The organism is Clostridium paridis, assembly GCF_016765615.1.
GTDB lineage: Bacteria > Bacillota > Clostridia > Clostridiales > Clostridiaceae > Clostridium_T > Clostridium_T paridis.
The window spans coordinates 23,186-41,174 of the sequence record NZ_JAESWA010000027.1; the positions used below are offsets into that span (position 1 = coordinate 23,186).

A 17,989-nucleotide genomic window follows, 5' to 3' on the forward strand; every position below is an offset into this window, starting at 1 on the left:
AAGCCCTCCTGATTGGAAAAATTTATTATGATTATTGACCAAAAACTTAAAGAATAAACAAAAGAAAGATATTATAAATTTTTTTAATGGTTAGAATAATAACTAAAGTATTACTTATTCCATAGGAGGTGAGATTTAGCCAAGTATGTAATTTGGCATTAAGTTATGGAGAAAATTAATTTTTTTAAAAAGATTTACATAAGCATTATTAAGCCAAAGGATTACTATATTTTAATTAGAGAAACAGTAATTAAGGCTATTCTATATATGATGATCCTAACATTAATAACAGGAATTATAAGCTTTATAGTACCTGCTATGGGGTATTATAAGTTCATATCGCTAATGGAAAATGAAATAAATAATGGATTTCCTGAATTTACTCTTAAGGATGGAATTTTGGATGTAAAAGAAAGAGAACCTATAGTAATATCAAAGAAAAATAAGCCTACTATTATAATTGACACGTCTGGAAATACTTCAGAGAATGTACTTAATAAGTATGATAAATGTATACTTATATTAAAAGATAGGGCCATATCAAAGAGAAATAGATATAAAATAGATAGGGCTACATATGACTTTTTAGATGGAATGAGCTTAGATAAGAAAAAAGCACAACAATTTATTCCTAGGCTAAAATACGTAGTATACTTAATAGTATTTTTAACACCCTTATTAATTGTTATATTAAATTTATTTTTGGCACTTATGATATCATTAATTGGAACATTAATTAATGCAGTACTCAAGTGGCCGTTAGAATATAAAAATATTTATAAAATATCAATTTACTCTATAACACTTCCAATTATTATAGCCGCTATTCTTAGAGTAACAGGAATATCAATAAGCTATAGATATTATTTTTATATAATAATTGGAGGAGTATATGTAATGATTTCAATGACTAGAGGGTTAAAGAAAATGGTGGAAAACACATAATTCTATAGGTATTTGCATGTAAATAATGTATAATAATAATTACATGGAAAATTAAGGGGGAATTATATAGTGGAAAAATTGAACATTTTTCAAAAGTTTATATATAGTATCACCAATATAAAAGGTTATCTAGTATTTTTAAGAGAAAAGACTGCTAAGGGAGTATTATATATACTATTATTAAGCGTGATTTTTGGTGGAATTAAAGGTTATGATTTATCAAGAGATGTAAAAATTTATTTTGATAATGCAAGAACATATTTAGAAGAAAATAAAAATAACTTTAAACTTGAGAATGGAAAATTAACTATAGGAACAAAACCAATTCTAAAAGAAGAACAGAATACATTATTATTTATAGATACAAGTTATGATTATGATCAATATGATCAAAACAAACTTGCTCAATTAAACATAGAGAAGTATATGACATCTACTCTTATATTTAGAGATAGAGTTATAGTAAATAATAATGGAAAACAAACAGTTCAGAAGTTTTCAGAACTTGGATTTAACCTAGATGTTAATATGATAATAAATATATTATCAGCAACTACACTTGTAATGATAATTTTAACTATATTTACAATAATTCAAGTATTTATTGGAAATATATTATGGGCAGTGGTACTAGCTTTAGCAGGACTAAGCGCAGCTTATTGGTTTAAGGTTAAGATTAGATTTAAAGGCTTATATAGAATTTCATTATATGCTTTAACTACATCTATAATTTTAGATACCATTATATTTTTAACCAGAGTAGTTATACCATTTTTTGATATTATATATATAGTTATAGCTTTCGTATATTTAATTTTAGCGTTGAAGCATATAAAAGAAGAAGTTTCAGAAGAAGAATTATTTATTATTGGATAAAGAAAAAGGAGAAATTAAATGAAAAGAGTACAGGATAGATTTTTAGAATACGTTAAAATAAACACAACAGCAGATGAAAGTACAGGAACAACTCCAAGTTTTAAGGGAGAATTTGATTTGGCAAATGTTTTAGAGAAAGAATTAAAGGCATTTGGCTTAAAGGATGTTGAAGTATGCGAACATGGATATGTTTATGGAACACTTCCAGCTAATACTGATAAAGAAATACCAGTTATAGGTTTTATATCTCATATGGATACTTCTCCCGATATGACAGGAGAAAACGTAAATCCACAAGTAGTTAAATATGATGGCGGAGATATAATACTTAATAAAGAAAAAAATATAGTGTTATCACCAAAAGAATTTCCTGAGCTTGAGGATTATAAGGGAAAAGAACTTATTACAACTGATGGAACAACCCTTTTAGGTGCAGATGATAAAGCAGGCATTTCAGAAATAATGACTGCAATAGAGTATTTAGTAGAGCATCCTGAAATTAAGCATGGAGAAATAAGAATTGCCTTTACTCCAGATGAAGAAATTGGTGAAGGAACTAAATTCTTTAATGTTGATAAATTTGGAGCAAAGTATGCATATACAATAGATGGTGGAACTATAGGAGAATTAGAATACGAAAACTTTAATGCAGCTAGTGGTAAGGTTATAGTTAAGGGAAGAAATGTACATCCTGGGTATGCTTATAACAAGATGATAAATTCTATGAAAATAGCATTAGAATTTGATGCACTTTTACCTCAAATGGAAGTGCCTGAAAAAACTAATGGATATGAAGGATTCTTTCATTTAACAGATATTAAAGGAGAAGTAGAAGAAACTACTTTAAGCTATATAATAAGAGATTTTTCTTTTGAAGGATATAAAAATAGAATGAATCTAATGAAAGAAAAAGCTAAAGAACTAAATGAAAAATATAAAATGCAGTTAGTTGAAGTTGAAATAAAAGAAAGTTATAGAAATATGAAGGAAAAAATAGAGCCGGTAATGTTTGTAGTTGAAAATGCTAAACTAGCTATGGAAATGTCTAGTGTAGTTCCTAACATAAGACCAATAAGAGGGGGAACAGATGGAGCAAGACTTTCATTTATGGGAGTACCAACACCAAATATATTTACAGGCGGAGAAAATTTTCATGGTAAATATGAATATATTCCAATAGAGTCTATGGAAAAGGCTGTAGAAGTAATTTTAAATATCGTTAATGTTTATGCAAAATAAAAAGTTATCGGATAATAGTAGTATTATCCGATAACTTTTTTTAGTTAAGGTCAACAATATAGGTATCTGAAGTATTAATAACTACATAAACTTTGTTTTCTGAAACATTGAAATATAGCTTTAAGCTTTTAACTTTTAATAAATCAGTTTTTCCTTCTAGGGAAGAATAAACTCTAGATATAAGATCTTCTTGAGATATTTGATTTCCTTGATATTCTATAAATAGTTCAGGTTTTAATGTAACTTTCTTAGCTTTTCTTGCAGTGGTTTTAACTACTTTTTCCCCTTCTTCAGCTAATCCACCAACTGTATCTTTTACTCCATCTACAGCTTTTTTTACACTTTCTTTGTTAAGAGTAGTAGATATTTTTTTTGAAGTAACCTTTGCAGCAGTATTTACGCTATCTATTACTTCATCAAGAACTTTTTTTCTATGTGGCATTTTGATTCCCCCTTAGTATCTATTACTACCATAATTATACTATAGCTATAGCTAAATGTAAATAATTGGATGTTTACATAAACCTTAACTCTAAATTAAGTTTCATATAAAAAAATCTATATGTTAGAATTAAATTATAGAATTAATTATGTAAAGCTCATAATTAAGAGGAGGAATTGAAACATGAAGTTCATTCATACAGGCGATTGGCACATTGGAAAAATAGTAAATGAATTCAGTATGCTACAAGACCAAAGATTTATGCTTAATCAATTGGTAGATATAATTGAAGAGGAAAAACCGTCAGCATTAATTGTAGCGGGTGATTTATACGATAGATCAGTTCCACCTGCAGACGCAGTAGAGCTGTTAGATGAGATATTTAATAAAATTATAATGGATTTAAAGGTGCCTATATTAGCTATTGCAGGAAATCATGATAGTCCAGAAAGACTATCATTTGGAAGCTCATTACTTAAGGATAGTGGACTACATCTAGAGGGAATACTACAAAGTAAAATCAGGAAAGTAACATTAAAGGATGAACATGGGAATGTAAATTTTTATCTTATGCCTTATGGAGACCCAGCCTATGTAAGAGAGTTATATGGGGATTGTGAAATAAAAACTCATGAAGATGCTGTTAAAAAGATATTAAACAATATAGATTTAAATGAAGAAGAAAGAAATGTTTTAATAGCTCATGGCTATGTTACAAATATGAAAAATATTGAGGATGAAGATGAGAATGAATTTATGAGAGCGGGGCTTATAACATCTTCATCAGAAAGACCTTTATCCATAGGGGGAACGGATTTAATATCAGCAGGTATATTTGAAAACTTCAATTACGTTGCATTAGGTCATTTGCATGGGCCGCAAAAAGTAGGTTCTGATAAAATAAGATATTCAGGATCACTACTTAAGTACTCTTTCTCCGAGGTTAATCAAAGAAAGGGAGTAACTGTTGTTGAAATAGATGACAAGGGAGAAGTAAAAATAGAGTTTAAACAAGTTAGACCATTAAGGGATATGAGAATAATAAAGGGGCCAATTAAAGATTTAATTTCTCCTGAAGTATATGAAATTGGTGATAAAGAAGATTATATTCAGGCAATACTTACAGATCAAGGAGAAATATATGACCCAATATCTAAATTAAGAGCTGTATATCCGAATATAATGGCTCTAGCAAAAGAAAATAATTTTAATGAAGATTCCAGCATAACATCTGCAAAAGAAGGGTATAAAGAAAAAAATAAACTAGAACTATTTAATGAATTCTTTGAAAGTATAGAAGGAAGAAAATTAACCTCAGAACAAAGAACTTATATGGAGGTTGCATTGGATACTTTATGGAAGGAGGATAAATAATGAGGCCTTTAAAGTTAACAATTAGTGCATTTGGACCTTATGCATCAAAAGAAGTTATAGATTTTAATGTACTTGAAGGAAGAAATATATTCTTAATTACAGGCCCCACAGGGGCAGGAAAAACTACTATTTTTGATGCAATTAGTTATGCCTTATATGGAGAAGCTAGTGGAACTAGTAGAACTATAGATAATTTAAGAAGTGACTTTGCAAAAGAAGAGGATATAACCTATGTTGAACTTGAATTTTCACTAAGAGGAAAAGTTTACTATGTTAAGAGAGTTCCTGTTCAACCTAAAAAGAGAACTACTTCTGCTGAACTTATTTATCCTGATGGTTCCATAGTAACTGGAGCAACAAATGTAACTAAAGAAGTAATAGAATTAATAAGAATAGATAAAAATCAATTCAGACAAATAGTAATGCTTCCTCAGGGAGAATTTAGGAAGCTACTAGAATCAGAATCAAAAGAAAGAGAAAAGATTTTTAGAGAAATATTTGGTACAGAGGAGTTTAATAGAATTCAGTTTCTATTAAATATAAAGAAAAAAGAACTAGAGGAAGAATTAAAAGCTATAAATGAAAGAAGAGCAACTAACTTAAGAAATATAAATCCAGGTGAAGATATTTTCTTAAAGGAAAAAATTAAAGAAAAAGAACTTAATATAACTGAAATATTAGGTTTATTAGATACATTGTTAGTGCTGGATAAAGAAAGCTTAGAAAAGATATCCCAAGATAAAAATAACATTAATGAAAAGCTTAATAACTTAAGAGAAAAATATATTAAAGCTCAAGAAGGAAATTTAAAACTACGAGAGAAAGAAAATCTAATAAAAGAAAAAGAAGTTCTAGAAAATCAAAAAGAAGAAATAGTAAATATAGAAAAGAAAGTATCCCTAGCTAAAAAAGCACTAGAAGTAAGTTTCATAGAGAAAGATAGGAATCAAAAGAAAGAAAAATTAGCTAAGTTAAAGGAAGAACTTATTTTAAATACCAATAGAGTTAAGGACGGAGAAATAGAATTAACCAATGCAGCAAAAGTTCTAGAAATAGAGGAAAAGAAGGAAGAGAATAAGAAAGTAATGCAAGAAAAAGTAGCTAATCTTAATTCTATTAAGGAAAAGATAGTTGCTTATGGAGAGAAAAAGAAGGAGCTTCAAAGTCTTAATATAAATTTAGCAAAAGAAAAAGAAGAGAATGAAGCATTAAAAAAGAAGCTAGATTTAAATAATGCAGAGATTCTTAAAATAGATGAAGAACTTAAAGAAGCATTAAAAGCTGAAACATTAAAAGAGAGATTAGAAAGTAAATATAGAGAAATAAACAACTCACTAAAAGAAGTTAGAGAGTTATATTCAGCAGAGGATAAAGTAACTAAACTATTAGAAGAACACAATATACTAGCTAAAGAGTATTCTAAAGTTGAGGAAGAATATAAAAAATCTAAGAATAGATATGACATGCTTGATGAAGCCTACAAAAAGGGCCAAGCTGGACTATTGGCTAGTGTATTAATTGAAGGGGAACCATGTCCAGTATGTGGGTCTACTGATCATCCTAAAAAAGCAATTATACATGAAGGGGTTCCATCTGAAAAGGAGCTCAAAGAGTCAAAGGAAAGCTTAGAATTAATTAATAATAGACTAAAAGAAAAGCTAAATAAAACAACTGTTGTATTTACATCAATAAAAGAGCAAAGAGAAAATATTGAAGGTAAAAAACAAAATCTAAAAGCTTTATTTAAAGAGGGGATATGGAACTTAGAGGGGACAGAGGCCTTAAAAGAAATTGCTGTTATAGGTAAGGAGTTAGCTAAAGAAGCGAAGAACTTAGAAGAAAAACTTAAAGAAGTTAAGCTTAAGATTTCAAATAAAGAAAAGTTAGAAAAGGGTCAAACACTATTATCTGAAGAAGTTGAGAAGTTAAAGAAAAAACAAGGGGAAAGAGAAAGTATAATATTAAATCTATTTGGAAGGATTCAAGGAGAAGAGAAATTAGTTAAATCCATTGAAGAAGAAATTCCAGAAGAATTAAGATCCTTAGAGAGTTTAAATAAAAGTATTAATAGGCTAAATATTGAGATAGATAATATAGATAAAGAAATTAAGTCAGCAAGAGAAAAGGTGACTTCCTTAAAGGCTAAATTGTCAGCTGCGAATGAGGGTTTAGTATTAAAGCAAAAGCAAATAGAGGATACAGATAAAGAACTAAAGGAAGTAATTAGTGAATTTGAAAATAAACTTAAGGAAAATAGATTTTTATCTGAAGAGGAATATAGAGAATGTTTTATAGCAGAAGAAACTATAAATTCACTAGAAGAAAAAATAAAAATCTATTATCAGAATATAAAATCCTTAAGTGATAGATTAAATAAAAGTATTGAAGAATGTAAGGGCTTAAAGCTTGAAGACTTAGAGGTCTTAAATGAAATTATTGAAGAGGAGAAAAAGGTACAAGAAGATATATTTAATAATGAAAAAGAATTATATACAAGAATATCAAATAATGAGGCTATATTAGAAAGAGTAAAAGCAATCAATCTACAGTGCGAAAAGGAAGAAAGCAAGTATAACATTGTAGGAGAGATAGCAAGAGTAGCAAATGGAGATAATCGTCAAAGAATCACCTTTGAAAGATATGTCCTTGCAGCATATTTTGATGACATAATAAAAGCGTCTAACTTAAGGCTTACCAAGATGACTGGAGACAGATATTTACTTAAGAGAAAAGAAGAAAAGGGTAAGGGAAGAAAGCAGGAAGGCTTGGAGCTTGAGGTGTTTGATAATTACACTGGAAAAGCACGTCATGTAAAGACTTTATCAGGAGGAGAAAGCTTTAAGGCTTCATTATCATTAGCATTAGGCTTAGCAGATGTGGTGCAAAGCTATGCTGGAGGGGTAACGGTAGATACTATGTTTGTAGATGAAGGATTTGGAACATTAGATCCTGAATCATTAGATAATGCAATAAACTGTTTGATAGAACTTCAGCATAATGGAAGATTAGTAGGAATAATATCTCACGTACCAGAACTAAAAGAGAGAATAGATGCTAGATTAGAGATAACACCTGCTAAGGAAGGTAGTAAGGCTGGGTTTAAAATTTAAATATTTAATATAAAAAAACCCCTTTAGTTCAAGACTAGAGGGGTTTTTTATGATATTAAGGCTCTCTATGTTCACCTAAGAAGAACAATGCTAGAGTTCCAGCACCTGTATGACTTCCTATTACTGTTCCAATATAATTTATTATTACTTTTTTTACATTAAAAATTTCTTTTATAGACTTAGCTAAAGCTTCAGCATCTTCAGGGCAATCAGAATGAGTTACCATGATTGTTTGCTCTTCTGGATTAACAATATTTTTTTTCATATCATCTAATAAGTGAGCAGTAGCTTTTTTCCTACCTTTAGCCTTAGCAAAAGGAACAAGGGACCCCGCATCATTAATATACATAATAGGCTTAATATTTAATATTCCACCTACAACTGCAGTTGTTGAGGATATTCTTCCACCTCTTTTTAAGTGGTTTAAATCATCAACAAAGAAGAAATGATTAACCTTAGGTATAGTAGCTTCTATCCAAGAAACCAAATCTTCCTTTGAACATCCTTCTTGTCTTTTCTTAGCAGCTAAGTAAACCAAAAGACCTTCACCACCAGAGGCAGCTTTGGAGTCAATTAAGGTTATATCTGCATCAGGGTATTCTTCTAATACTTCATTTTTTGCCATAACTGAGCTATTGAAAGTTCCGCTTAAGGCAGAGGAGAAGCCTATATATATAATTCCTTTTCCTTCTTTAACATGTTTAGTAAATTCTTCTGCGAATCTATATGAGTTAATTTGTCCAGTTGTTGGTTGCTCTAAATTTCTTATACCATCATAGAAGTCTTTGTATTTTAATGTTATACCGCCATCGTCTACATACTCTTTCCCTTTAAATAAGCAAACTAATCCAAGTGATGTGACTTCAATTTCATTAAGTAAATCTGCTGATAAGTCACTAGGTGAATCAGTTATGATAACATAATCTTTCATATCTACTCTCCTTTAATATATAGGATTTTAGCTTATAAACCTAATATATACTTTTTAGTAAAGTATATGTATAAAATATAAACTTAGGATAATACATTTATAATATCTATTTAATTCTAATGTATTAGAATTAATTATTCAATGCACTAATTTTATTGAAAAGCTTTAACTGCATATATTTTATAAATAAAGGGAATAATTTAGAAGACACAAATATATGGACAAATTTTCCAATTTACTGTAAAATTGTAAGGGGAGAAAATTATATAAAGTGTATGCACTATGATAGAGGAGTATATGCCATGGTTGAATTAAGGGAAGAGACTAATTTTTATGAAATTTTGGGAAATACCTTAACTGATTATGAAAAGAAAGTAAACTTGTGCAAGGATCTTCAAGGGGTAAGAGAAGATTTTATTTTAAATATAGCACATGACCTAAGAACTCACTTAAATGTAGTTTTAAGTGTTATTCAGTTACTTAAAATTAAACATAAATCAGTAAATGAGGGCGACAAAAAATGGGAAGAGTATACACAAACTATTACAAAGAGTTGTTACAAGATGTTAAAGCTTGTGAATAATCTTATTGATGTGACGAAATTAGAAAATGACTATTTTATATGTAATAAGGAAAATCTAGATATCATATGTTTAGTAGAGAGCATAGTTAACTCTGTTAACGAATATGCTAAATGTAAAAATATATCTATAATTTTCGATACAAATGAAGAGGAATGCAAAATGTCAGTAGACCCTGAAGTTATTGACAGAATAGTTATGAATCTACTTTCAAATGCAATTAAGTTTTCTCCAAAAAATTCAGAAATTCTAGTTAATCTAACTGTTAGTGATGAAGAGGTAAAGATAGAGTTTAAGGATGAAGGGCCTGGAATTCCAAAAGAGGAAATGGAGTTAATATTTAATAGATTCCACAAGGTTGTAAAAAATATTACTTCAGAGTATGAGGGAAATGGAATTGGGCTAAATTTAGTATATAATTTAGTAAAAACTCACAATGGAAATATATCTGTATATAATAATACAGATAAGGGATGTAACTTTGTAGTAACATTACCTAGGTGCATTGACGAAGAATGCGGATGCAGCAGAAAAATAAAAGCAAATACTAAGGTGCAAGTATTAGAAATCGAATTTTCAGATATTTACTAGCTTCATGTATTGACTTTATAAAATTATATATGATATTATAAAACTTGTGAATTAAATATTTGCGGCGATAGCTCAGCTGGATAGAGCATTTGACTACGGATCAAAGGGTCGGGAGTTCGAATCTTCTTCGCCGCACCAAAACCAAAGGTGGTTAGGCTTGCAAAGGGGTGCTTGTTTATCCACTTTTTTATTTTGGATAAATGAGGCTTTTGCAGGCCTTTTTTTATTATCTATAGAATCCCACTATATGTATTTTTATGGGTTAACATGATAAAATAAACTTAAATATAATTTTAAGGAATTTTATCAAAACAAAGGATAATTTTGTAATGATATTTAACTTAAAGATAGATTTATGGGGGAGAAATGAGAAAACTCAATATTCTATATACAATTAGTATTATTTCTGTAGCATTAAGTTTAAATAGTTGCACAAAAAGCATTGGTGAAGATTATCAAAAATACATAAGTGCAGATGTAAATAGTTTGAGTGGTTTATTGGAGAAGTTCAATTTAGCTAGTATAGATAGTAAACAAAACTATGAAGGTGTAGACAGGGATTATAGAGATTTAAATGGATGTATGGAAGTTATGAATTTATATTCTGTAGATGGAAATGACATTACAATACTTTATAATTCTAAGTTTGATAGTGGGGATGTTAGAGTTATACTTGTTAAGCCAGATGGAAAAGTAACTGATATTGTAAAAAATAATGGAGATGGAAGTATAAATGATAAAATACCATCTGGAAAATCTGTAATAAAAATTATAGGTGTTAAGGCTACAGGAAATTTAAAAATAAATGTTCCACTTACAAGTGATGAAGAAATAAGCCAGTTAGGGAAATTTAATAAAGATGGAGAGTACATGTTTCCATTAAAGAAACAAATAAAAGGCAATTATTTTTCTGCGAAGTTTTATAGGGTGAATGTTCTGAATAATAAAATAGATAAATTAGCTAAGATTGATATAAATGGACAAATTATAGATGGTACAGTAACAGCAAAGTTTTCTGGTGACGGATGGGGAAATTCTGGAGTAGTAAAGGCTACTGTACAATCTAATTCCATTGAAAATGTAGATATAAAAATAGATAATAAAAACTTCCAATCTACAAGCTGGGGGATTAAAGAAGGAAGTTTTAGTCCAACTGGTGGTGATTTACCTGATATTTTAAAAGGACTTAATTAACAAATAGATACTGGGAATATTGATGTATATTGTTCAGAAAGTGAGTTATTTTTGAGGGAAATTTTTCTCATTTAAAATCCTCCATAAAGTCTAATCCCATATAGCACTTAATATGTCTAGCAACTTATCACCAGGTAGTAATGGACCAACAGGACCATATCCATCACCTTCAAAGGACATTTCATTGCTAATGTCATCATTTTTATCTAAATCAAAGTAAAGTTTGGTATAAGTGAAAGTCTCCTTATCACCATTATCTCTAGTGTATTCAAAAGTGTGTTTTTCAGTATAATCAAGTTCTAGAAGAGTGCCTTTCTTTTTTAAGTCATCATCTAGCATAAAAATACTTGAGTATGAACCTTTAATTCCCTTAGTTCGTGCGTTAATTTCATTAACTAGGGCATTAAATTTATTATCATCTTTTGTAAATGTGGTTGTATTACCTTTACCATAATAGATTATTTTTTCAGGCACAGCTAAACTATGAGTATCTTCGGCAGTCTCATTTTTGCTAGAATTAGTTGGTGTATTCGTAGTATTAGGTTTTTGCGATGAGCAGCCAACAAATAATGATATAGAGAAAATCAAAACTAACATTAGTATTGCAAAGCGTTTATTCAAAAAATTCACTCCTTTAATTTTAATTAAATTTTGAAATATTCCTTAGCTCTATCATAAAGCTTAGTGTCATATGAAAAGTTATAGTTATTTGATTTAAATTTGTTTCTCACTCTTATGGGAAACTTTCTCATAGAATCTGAACCAGCTGCTTCAGTGGATATATAAAAATCCTTTAATGCATAGGTGCTATTTTCTTTCTTTAGATGAAGAACAGCGGGATCTATAGTTCCAGTTCCACTTTTTATTTGATTAGAATCAACATAAAGTTCCTGACTGTAAAGCCATAGATAAACATTTATTTCTCCATATTTTTCTTCAGATATAACTATAGAATAATCACAAAATACTTTTCCACCAAAGGATTTTACACCTGCTGTAGGTTCTAAATCATTTTTAACTATATTTTCTATAACATTACTAGGTACGTTAACTGTATTTAAAGAATTATTGTAGATTATCAAAGATATTATAATTACTAAAATAAATAAAAGTGTAGTCATGAAAGGATGCTTTTTCATGTAATGACCCCCTCTAAAATAATAACAGAATTATTATTGTTAATAGTAACATAAAAGTAAAAATTTCACTAAAGATAATCTACAGATATGCACTCCAATAAATATAAACCAATCATATAACAATATTAGAAAAAAATGTTTATATAATGTTATTATGCGCTACACAATTATGATATAATTTCCATAATAGTTAAAATATTGAGAGGTGCTAAATGAGAAGAGAACCCCTTAGTCAAGAAGAAAACTTAGATATATTTACTGAGATGCTAAAAGAACCATCTTTAAGTAAAATAACCATAGGATTAGTATTAATAATTTTAAGCCCAGTACTTGGGACTTTATTATTTTCTGTTTATAGTGGTTTTGTAGGCTATGCTATATCTACAGATATGGTAGTATCAGTTTTTATGTTCAGTTGTATATTGGCTGTAGCATTATTTGGACTAGCTTTAGTATTAGTCGGAATTAGTGAGAAGAAAAATAAGCAAGAGGTTAAAGAAGTAGAGTTATTGGATGCCCTTGATGAGAATGGAGAAAAGACTGGAAGATTAGTTAAACGCGGAGATGTTATGGAGAAGGACGAATATCATCTTTTAGTACATGTTTGGATAAAAAATAGTAAGGGTGATTATTTGATTTCAAAACGTGCACCAAATAAGAAATACCCTAACATGTGGGAAACTACTGTAGGTGCAGTAGTCACTGGCGAAGAGAGTCTCGTTGCTGCATTAAGAGAAGTAAAAGAGGAGTTAGGAATTACACTATCACCATCCAAGGGGAAATATTTATTTAGAATTAAAAGAGATAGCCCAGAGCATATGGATTTCATAGATGTATGGTTATTTAACCACGAAATAGATATTAGAGGTGTTACTTGTCAGCCAGAAGAAGTATGCGGAGTTAAGTGGGCCACAGATGGAGAAATTAAGGAAGCAATAGAAATGGGAGAATTCATGAACACATTTACTTATCTAGATAAGCTTTTTAGTGATGGGGGTAAAGTATGATCTTTATAAAAGTTATCGTTAGTATAATTTTAATTATTGGAATAATTAATCCTAGACTTTCATGGAAGATATCTGAAGGATGGAAGTTTAAAGGCGTGGAGCCAAGCACATTGTATCTTATTATGACTAGAGTTATGTCTGTAGTAATGTTGATTGTAGTATGGCTTGCAATTCCTAATTAAGAAATTATATTATATTGATTGGAAGAGGAGTATAGAAAAATGGGTGAAATAGATAAAAGAAATAAGTTAGATGAAGAACCTTTTAATTTTAATATTTCAAAGGATAATAAAGTATTTATATATTGGAGCGGGAAATTAATTAAGATTCTAAAAGGTAAAGAAAGTGAGAAATTTCTACAAAGAATAAAGAATGTTGACACTAAGGAAGCTCAATTAATCATGGCAAAGGTAACAGGTAACTTTAAACATGGCAATGAAAAATATAATAAAAAAATGTAATATTATACACTAATTTGCGATATTTTATATTTGAAAAACTAAAAAGTGCAGTGCTATAATTTTATATGACATTAGAATTTACTGCAGAGAAAATGGGAGAAATTTATATTTAATCAGATTTACAAAGGTGAATAAGTTTGCAAAGGGGGCTTACTTATTCACTTTTCGCGTTTGAAAATACTTATTGTATATATATATAATTTATGATAATATTTTATAGATGTTAAGAGGGAGTAACTGCCTTTTTTGGTGATAAAGTCAACATACTGACCTTTGGTCTGGCTTTATCGTGGCTTATTTTAGTCAAGTGAGACTTTTAGCACAATGGTTTTATTATTAGAATTAGAGACCTTTATATTAATGTACAGGTTTTTAATTCTAGTAATGAGATTTCGTTGTGTTAGAGGTCTTTTTTATTTTTATAATTATTAATTATTAATTAAGAGGAGGACAAAAATGGCGGAGTTTATTAAGGCATTGTTTTTAGTCGTAGTTGCAGAAATGGGAGATAAAACTCAATTACTTGCAATGGCTATGGCTAGCAAATACAAAGTAAAGCAAGTAATGATAGGAGTTTTAGTTGCTACTGTATTTAATCATGCCCTTGCAGTAGCAGTAGGAAGTTACATAGGTTCATTAATACCTATGGGAATAATTAAGATGGTTGCAGCTATATCATTTTTGATATTTGGTCTTTGGACACTAAGAGGAGATAAAATAGATGAAGATGATGAGAAAAAGCGTAAGTTTGGCCCAATTGTAACAGTTGCAATAGCATTTTTCTTAGCAGAAATGGGAGATAAGACTCAGTTAATGACAATAGCTATAGCAGCAGATAACAGCAATCCATTAGTTATATTAATGGGAACAACAACAGGTATGTTAATTGCTGATGGTATAGGTATCATTGGTGGAGCATGGATGTGCAGACATATACCTGAAATATATATAAAATGGGTTGCAGGAGTTATATTTATGTTCTTTGGTACCTTAACCTTATATAACATAGCACCTGCATGGATGATCAGCCCACTATATATAATTCTTTATTTCTTAGTACTAGGAGTATTTATTTATATATTTGGAGTTAAGCTTGCATATCATGGACAAGCGTGCGATATAGTATTAGCAAATGAAAATTCAGAAGGTGAAGTAGGCTAAAGAAAATGAGCCTAAGTTGATACATAAGAGCCCTATTATTAGGGCTTTTATTTTTTTATATAGTAAAATATAATTAATGATAATAAGATGGATAAGAGAGGCTTAAGCTATGAAGATAAAGATAATAATAGCAGATGATAACTCCTTTATAAGAGAAGGAATGAAAATAATTTTAAATACTTATGAAGAATTTGATGTAGTAGAGACGCTAAATGACGGGAAAGAAGCGCTAGACTACTGCATTAACAACGAAGTGGATATTGCAATACTAGACGTTAGAATGCCTAATATGAATGGTGTAGAGGCAACAAAACTAATTACTGAAAAGACTAAAACAAAACCATTAATTTTAACAACCTTTGATGACGATGAGTATATACTTGAAGCTATAAAAAATGGAGCAAAAGGGTATCTACTTAAAAATAATGAGCCTGAAAGAATCAAGGATGCCATAATAAGTGTTTATAATGGAAACAATGTTATGCAGGATGTGGTTCTTGATAAGATAAAGGAAAATCTAAAAGAGGATAAAGGTGAAAAAGAAGATAAAATAGATAGAAGCTTATTTACAGAAAGAGAGCTTGATGTTATGAGTTTAATCGCTAAGGGATACTCAAATAAAGAGATATCTAAAAATTTATTTATATCCGAAGGTACAGTTGCAAACTATATAACCTCAATACTTAATAAAACTTCTCTTGAGCATAGAACTCAGATAGCTATATATTATTTAAAAGGCAAGCTAGAATAGCATGGTGAAGTAATGGAGAAGTGGATTATAGTTAATAAATTTATTGTTACCTTATATATTATTATAGAGCATATTAATAATGGCAAGGAAAGCAGAGCATTAGTAGTATTGTGGCTACTTATATATTGTTCTATTAATAGCAGCATTTATATAATAAAACCGGAAAAATATAAAAAAGTATTTATTGGGCTTTCTATGATATTTATCATTCTTGGTTACATATATATAAACCCTCTATTTATTGTGTTTTTGCCCGTAAATATATATGAATTATTAGATTATTATGTAGAAAAAAGAATTTTCTCATTAGCAATAGCCTTAGTTCCGGGATTGTTTTTAGATAAGGCTATAATATCTATATATGTTCTTATATTAGGATTTAGCTTTGTTGTTTTTACAATGTCAAGAAATTATACAAGTAGATTAGATAGCTTAGAAGATCAGGCAGATAGTATGAGAAAAGATATGCATAGATTAACAAAGAACTTTAATGAGAACAAGGAATATTTAAGACAATCAGAGTATACCTTTAAGCTTGAGGAGAGAAATAGATTATCCCAGGAAATACATGATAAGATAGGACATTCTATGACTGGAGCTTTAATTCAAATGGAGGCAGCAAAGTCATTAATAGATAGAGATAAAGAAAAGGCAAAAGAGCTTTTATCAAACTCAATAAATATATCTAAAGAAGGAATAGAGGATATTAGAATTACTCTTAAAAACTTAAAGCCACCAAAAGAGCAGATAGGAATTAATAGGCTTAAGCTTATGATAGATGAGTTTATTGAAAAAAGCAGAATTAAAACTACATTAATATACAAAGGTGATATTGATAAAATATCCTATATTCAGTGGAAGATAATAATTGAGAATATATCTGAAGCCCTTACTAATTCTATGAAATATTCTAATGCAGATAATATTTTAGTTAATATTGATGTATTAAATAAATTCATAAAAGCAGAGGTAAAAGATAATGGAGAGGGAGCAACTCTTATCAAAAAGGGCCTAGGTATAGTTGGTATGGAAGAGAGAACTGCAACTATTGACGGCAAGATAATTGTTGATGGAAGCAATGGATTTTCTGTAACTACACTACTACCAATAAAATAGACCATGTAAAATCTCATATATAAAAAGTGAATATTCTCATATATGAAAGGTGAACTTATATACTAAATAAGTCCACCTTTTTTCTATATAATAAACTCATAAGTTAAAGAAATGAATTTTTGAGGTGATTAAATGAAAGCGTTAGAAATTAAAAATCTTACAAAGAAATATGGAGATTTTATTGCAGTAGATAATATGTCATTAACCGTAGAGGAAGGAGAGATATTTGGATTTCTTGGTTCTAATGGAGCAGGAAAAAGTACAACTATAAATATGATATCTGGACTTTTAAAAAGTAATGAAGGTAGCATAAGCATACTTGGAAAAGATATTAAAAAGAATAGTAGATTTACAAAAATGAATCTAGGAATAGTTCCTCAAGATATAGCAATATATGAAGATTTGACTGCTTATGAGAATGTAAAGTTCTTTGCAGGGTTATATGGTTTAAGAGGAGAAGTCCTTAAAGCAAAGTCAGAAGAGGCACTAAAATTTGTTGGACTTACTGACAAGATGAAGGAATATCCAAAAAACTTTTCTGGTGGTATGAAAAGAAGACTAAATATAGCTTGCGCTATAGCTCATAAACCTAAACTTATAATAATGGATGAGCCAACAGTAGGTATAGACCCTCAATCAAGAAATTATATTCTTGAATCAGTTAAGGAATTAAACAGAATGGGTTGCACAATTATTTATACCAGCCACTATATGGAGGAAGTTGAAGAAATCTGTTCAAGAATTGCAATAGTTGATCATGGAAAAATAATTGCAGACGGAACAAAAGAAGAATTAAAGCTTATAGTAACAGATACAAGTGAGCATTTAATAAAAGTTAAGTCTACAGATAAATTAAACAAGGAAGAAATAAAGAAGATAATTGGAGTAAAAGCAGTAACACTTGAAGAAGATTCAGTAACAATAAATTCAGAAGTTGAAGTTAATAACCTAAATAAAATAATTCAATATTTTATAAATAATGATATAGAAATAAGAAATGTTGAAACAAAAACACCTAACTTAGAAACCGTATTTTTAACTTTAACAGGAAGAACATTAAGGGATTAATAT

18 protein-coding genes and 1 tRNA gene are annotated in these 17,989 nt (G+C 29.3%); 15 read left to right on the forward strand and 4 right to left on the reverse strand.

Going from position 1 to position 17,989, the window contains the following annotated elements; all coding sequences use genetic code 11:
- Positions 1-165 precede the first annotated feature (165 nt).
- The 3 genes from JK634_RS17690 (at position 166) to pepT (ending at position 3,060) form a co-directional block, all read left to right on the forward strand.
- Positions 166-945: a DUF1189 domain-containing protein gene (locus JK634_RS17690; RefSeq protein WP_202769053.1), complete on the forward strand. Its 780-nt coding sequence runs from the start codon at positions 166-168 to the stop codon at positions 943-945.
- Between the two features lie 69 nt (positions 946-1,014).
- Positions 1,015-1,821, forward strand: coding sequence for a DUF1189 family protein (locus JK634_RS17695; protein ID WP_202769054.1), 807 nt, complete (start codon positions 1,015-1,017; stop codon positions 1,819-1,821).
- An 18-nt stretch (positions 1,822-1,839) separates the two neighbouring features.
- Positions 1,840-3,060: a peptidase T gene (pepT, locus tag JK634_RS17700; RefSeq protein ID WP_202769055.1), complete on the forward strand. Its 1,221-nt coding sequence runs from the start codon at positions 1,840-1,842 to the stop codon at positions 3,058-3,060.
- A 40-nt stretch (positions 3,061-3,100) separates the two neighbouring features.
- On the opposite strand, the gene JK634_RS17705 is transcribed toward pepT, so the two are convergent.
- Entirely contained in the window at positions 3,101-3,502 is a 402-nt protein-coding gene (locus JK634_RS17705) for a DUF6465 family protein (RefSeq protein ID WP_202769056.1), read from the reverse strand.
- A 183-nt stretch (positions 3,503-3,685) separates the two neighbouring features.
- On the opposite strand from JK634_RS17705, the gene JK634_RS17710 reads away from it, so the two are divergent.
- Positions 3,686-4,876: an exonuclease SbcCD subunit D gene (locus JK634_RS17710; protein ID WP_202769057.1), complete on the forward strand. Its 1,191-nt coding sequence runs from the start codon at positions 3,686-3,688 to the stop codon at positions 4,874-4,876.
- The gene (locus JK634_RS17715; protein ID WP_202769058.1) at positions 4,876-7,986 is read left to right on the forward strand and encodes an AAA family ATPase; all 3,111 of its coding nucleotides are present in this window, start codon (positions 4,876-4,878) and stop codon (positions 7,984-7,986) included. Before JK634_RS17710 ends, JK634_RS17715 begins: the two co-directional genes overlap by 1 nt.
- Before the next feature lie 55 nt (positions 7,987-8,041).
- Here JK634_RS17715 and JK634_RS17720 read toward each other — a convergent pair whose 3' ends face one another.
- Positions 8,042-8,917: a DegV family protein gene (locus JK634_RS17720; RefSeq protein ID WP_202769059.1), complete on the reverse strand. Its 876-nt coding sequence runs from the start codon at positions 8,915-8,917 to the stop codon at positions 8,042-8,044.
- Between the two features lie 302 nt (positions 8,918-9,219).
- Between JK634_RS17720 and JK634_RS17725 the strand changes: the two genes are divergently transcribed.
- The 3 genes from JK634_RS17725 to JK634_RS17735 all read left to right on the forward strand — a co-directional run bounded on the left by JK634_RS17725 (position 9,220) and on the right by JK634_RS17735 (position 11,283).
- The gene (locus JK634_RS17725; RefSeq protein ID WP_243425646.1) at positions 9,220-10,089 is read left to right on the forward strand and encodes a sensor histidine kinase; all 870 of its coding nucleotides are present in this window, start codon (positions 9,220-9,222) and stop codon (positions 10,087-10,089) included.
- A 61-nt stretch (positions 10,090-10,150) separates the two neighbouring features.
- Positions 10,151-10,227: transfer RNA gene (locus JK634_RS17730), tRNA-Arg, on the forward strand.
- A gap of 228 nt (positions 10,228-10,455) precedes the next feature.
- Positions 10,456-11,283, forward strand: coding sequence for a hypothetical protein (locus tag JK634_RS17735; RefSeq protein WP_202769061.1), 828 nt, complete (start codon positions 10,456-10,458; stop codon positions 11,281-11,283).
- 90 nt (positions 11,284-11,373) lie between these two features.
- Here the strand turns inward: JK634_RS17735 and JK634_RS17740 are convergent, their stop codons facing one another.
- Together JK634_RS17740 and JK634_RS17745 are read right to left on the reverse strand one after the other, a co-directional pair.
- Complete coding sequence (locus tag JK634_RS17740; protein WP_202769062.1) at positions 11,374-11,904, reverse strand: hypothetical protein; 531 nt, start codon at positions 11,902-11,904, stop codon at positions 11,374-11,376.
- Between the two features lie 23 nt (positions 11,905-11,927).
- On the reverse strand, positions 11,928-12,422 hold the full coding sequence (locus tag JK634_RS17745) for a hypothetical protein (RefSeq protein ID WP_202769063.1): 495 nt from the start codon (positions 12,420-12,422) through the stop codon (positions 11,928-11,930).
- A 212-nt stretch (positions 12,423-12,634) separates the two neighbouring features.
- Between JK634_RS17745 and JK634_RS17750 the strand changes: the two genes are divergently transcribed.
- The 7 genes from JK634_RS17750 to JK634_RS17780 all read left to right on the forward strand — a co-directional run bounded on the left by JK634_RS17750 (position 12,635) and on the right by JK634_RS17780 (position 17,986).
- Positions 12,635-13,429, forward strand: coding sequence for an NUDIX hydrolase (locus tag JK634_RS17750; protein WP_243425647.1), 795 nt, complete (start codon positions 12,635-12,637; stop codon positions 13,427-13,429).
- Positions 13,426-13,611, forward strand: coding sequence for a DUF6199 family natural product biosynthesis protein (locus tag JK634_RS17755; RefSeq protein ID WP_202769064.1), 186 nt, complete (start codon positions 13,426-13,428; stop codon positions 13,609-13,611). The genes JK634_RS17750 and JK634_RS17755 overlap by 4 nt, the downstream gene beginning before the upstream one ends.
- A gap of 39 nt (positions 13,612-13,650) precedes the next feature.
- Positions 13,651-13,890 carry a hypothetical protein gene (locus JK634_RS17760; RefSeq protein ID WP_202769065.1) on the forward strand — a complete coding sequence of 80 codons (240 nt, stop codon included), beginning with the start codon at positions 13,651-13,653 and terminating at the stop codon, positions 13,888-13,890.
- A 456-nt stretch (positions 13,891-14,346) separates the two neighbouring features.
- Positions 14,347-15,051, forward strand: a complete 705-nt coding sequence (locus JK634_RS17765) for a TMEM165/GDT1 family protein (RefSeq protein WP_202769066.1) — start codon at positions 14,347-14,349, stop codon at positions 15,049-15,051.
- A gap of 109 nt (positions 15,052-15,160) precedes the next feature.
- Positions 15,161-15,802 carry a response regulator transcription factor gene (locus tag JK634_RS17770; RefSeq protein ID WP_202769067.1) on the forward strand — a complete coding sequence of 214 codons (642 nt, stop codon included), beginning with the start codon at positions 15,161-15,163 and terminating at the stop codon, positions 15,800-15,802.
- A 12-nt stretch (positions 15,803-15,814) separates the two neighbouring features.
- Complete coding sequence (locus tag JK634_RS17775; protein WP_202769068.1) at positions 15,815-16,918, forward strand: sensor histidine kinase; 1,104 nt, start codon at positions 15,815-15,817, stop codon at positions 16,916-16,918.
- A 132-nt stretch (positions 16,919-17,050) separates the two neighbouring features.
- Positions 17,051-17,986: an ABC transporter ATP-binding protein gene (locus JK634_RS17780; RefSeq protein WP_202769069.1), complete on the forward strand. Its 936-nt coding sequence runs from the start codon at positions 17,051-17,053 to the stop codon at positions 17,984-17,986.
- The last annotated feature ends 3 nt before the right edge of the window (positions 17,987-17,989 follow it).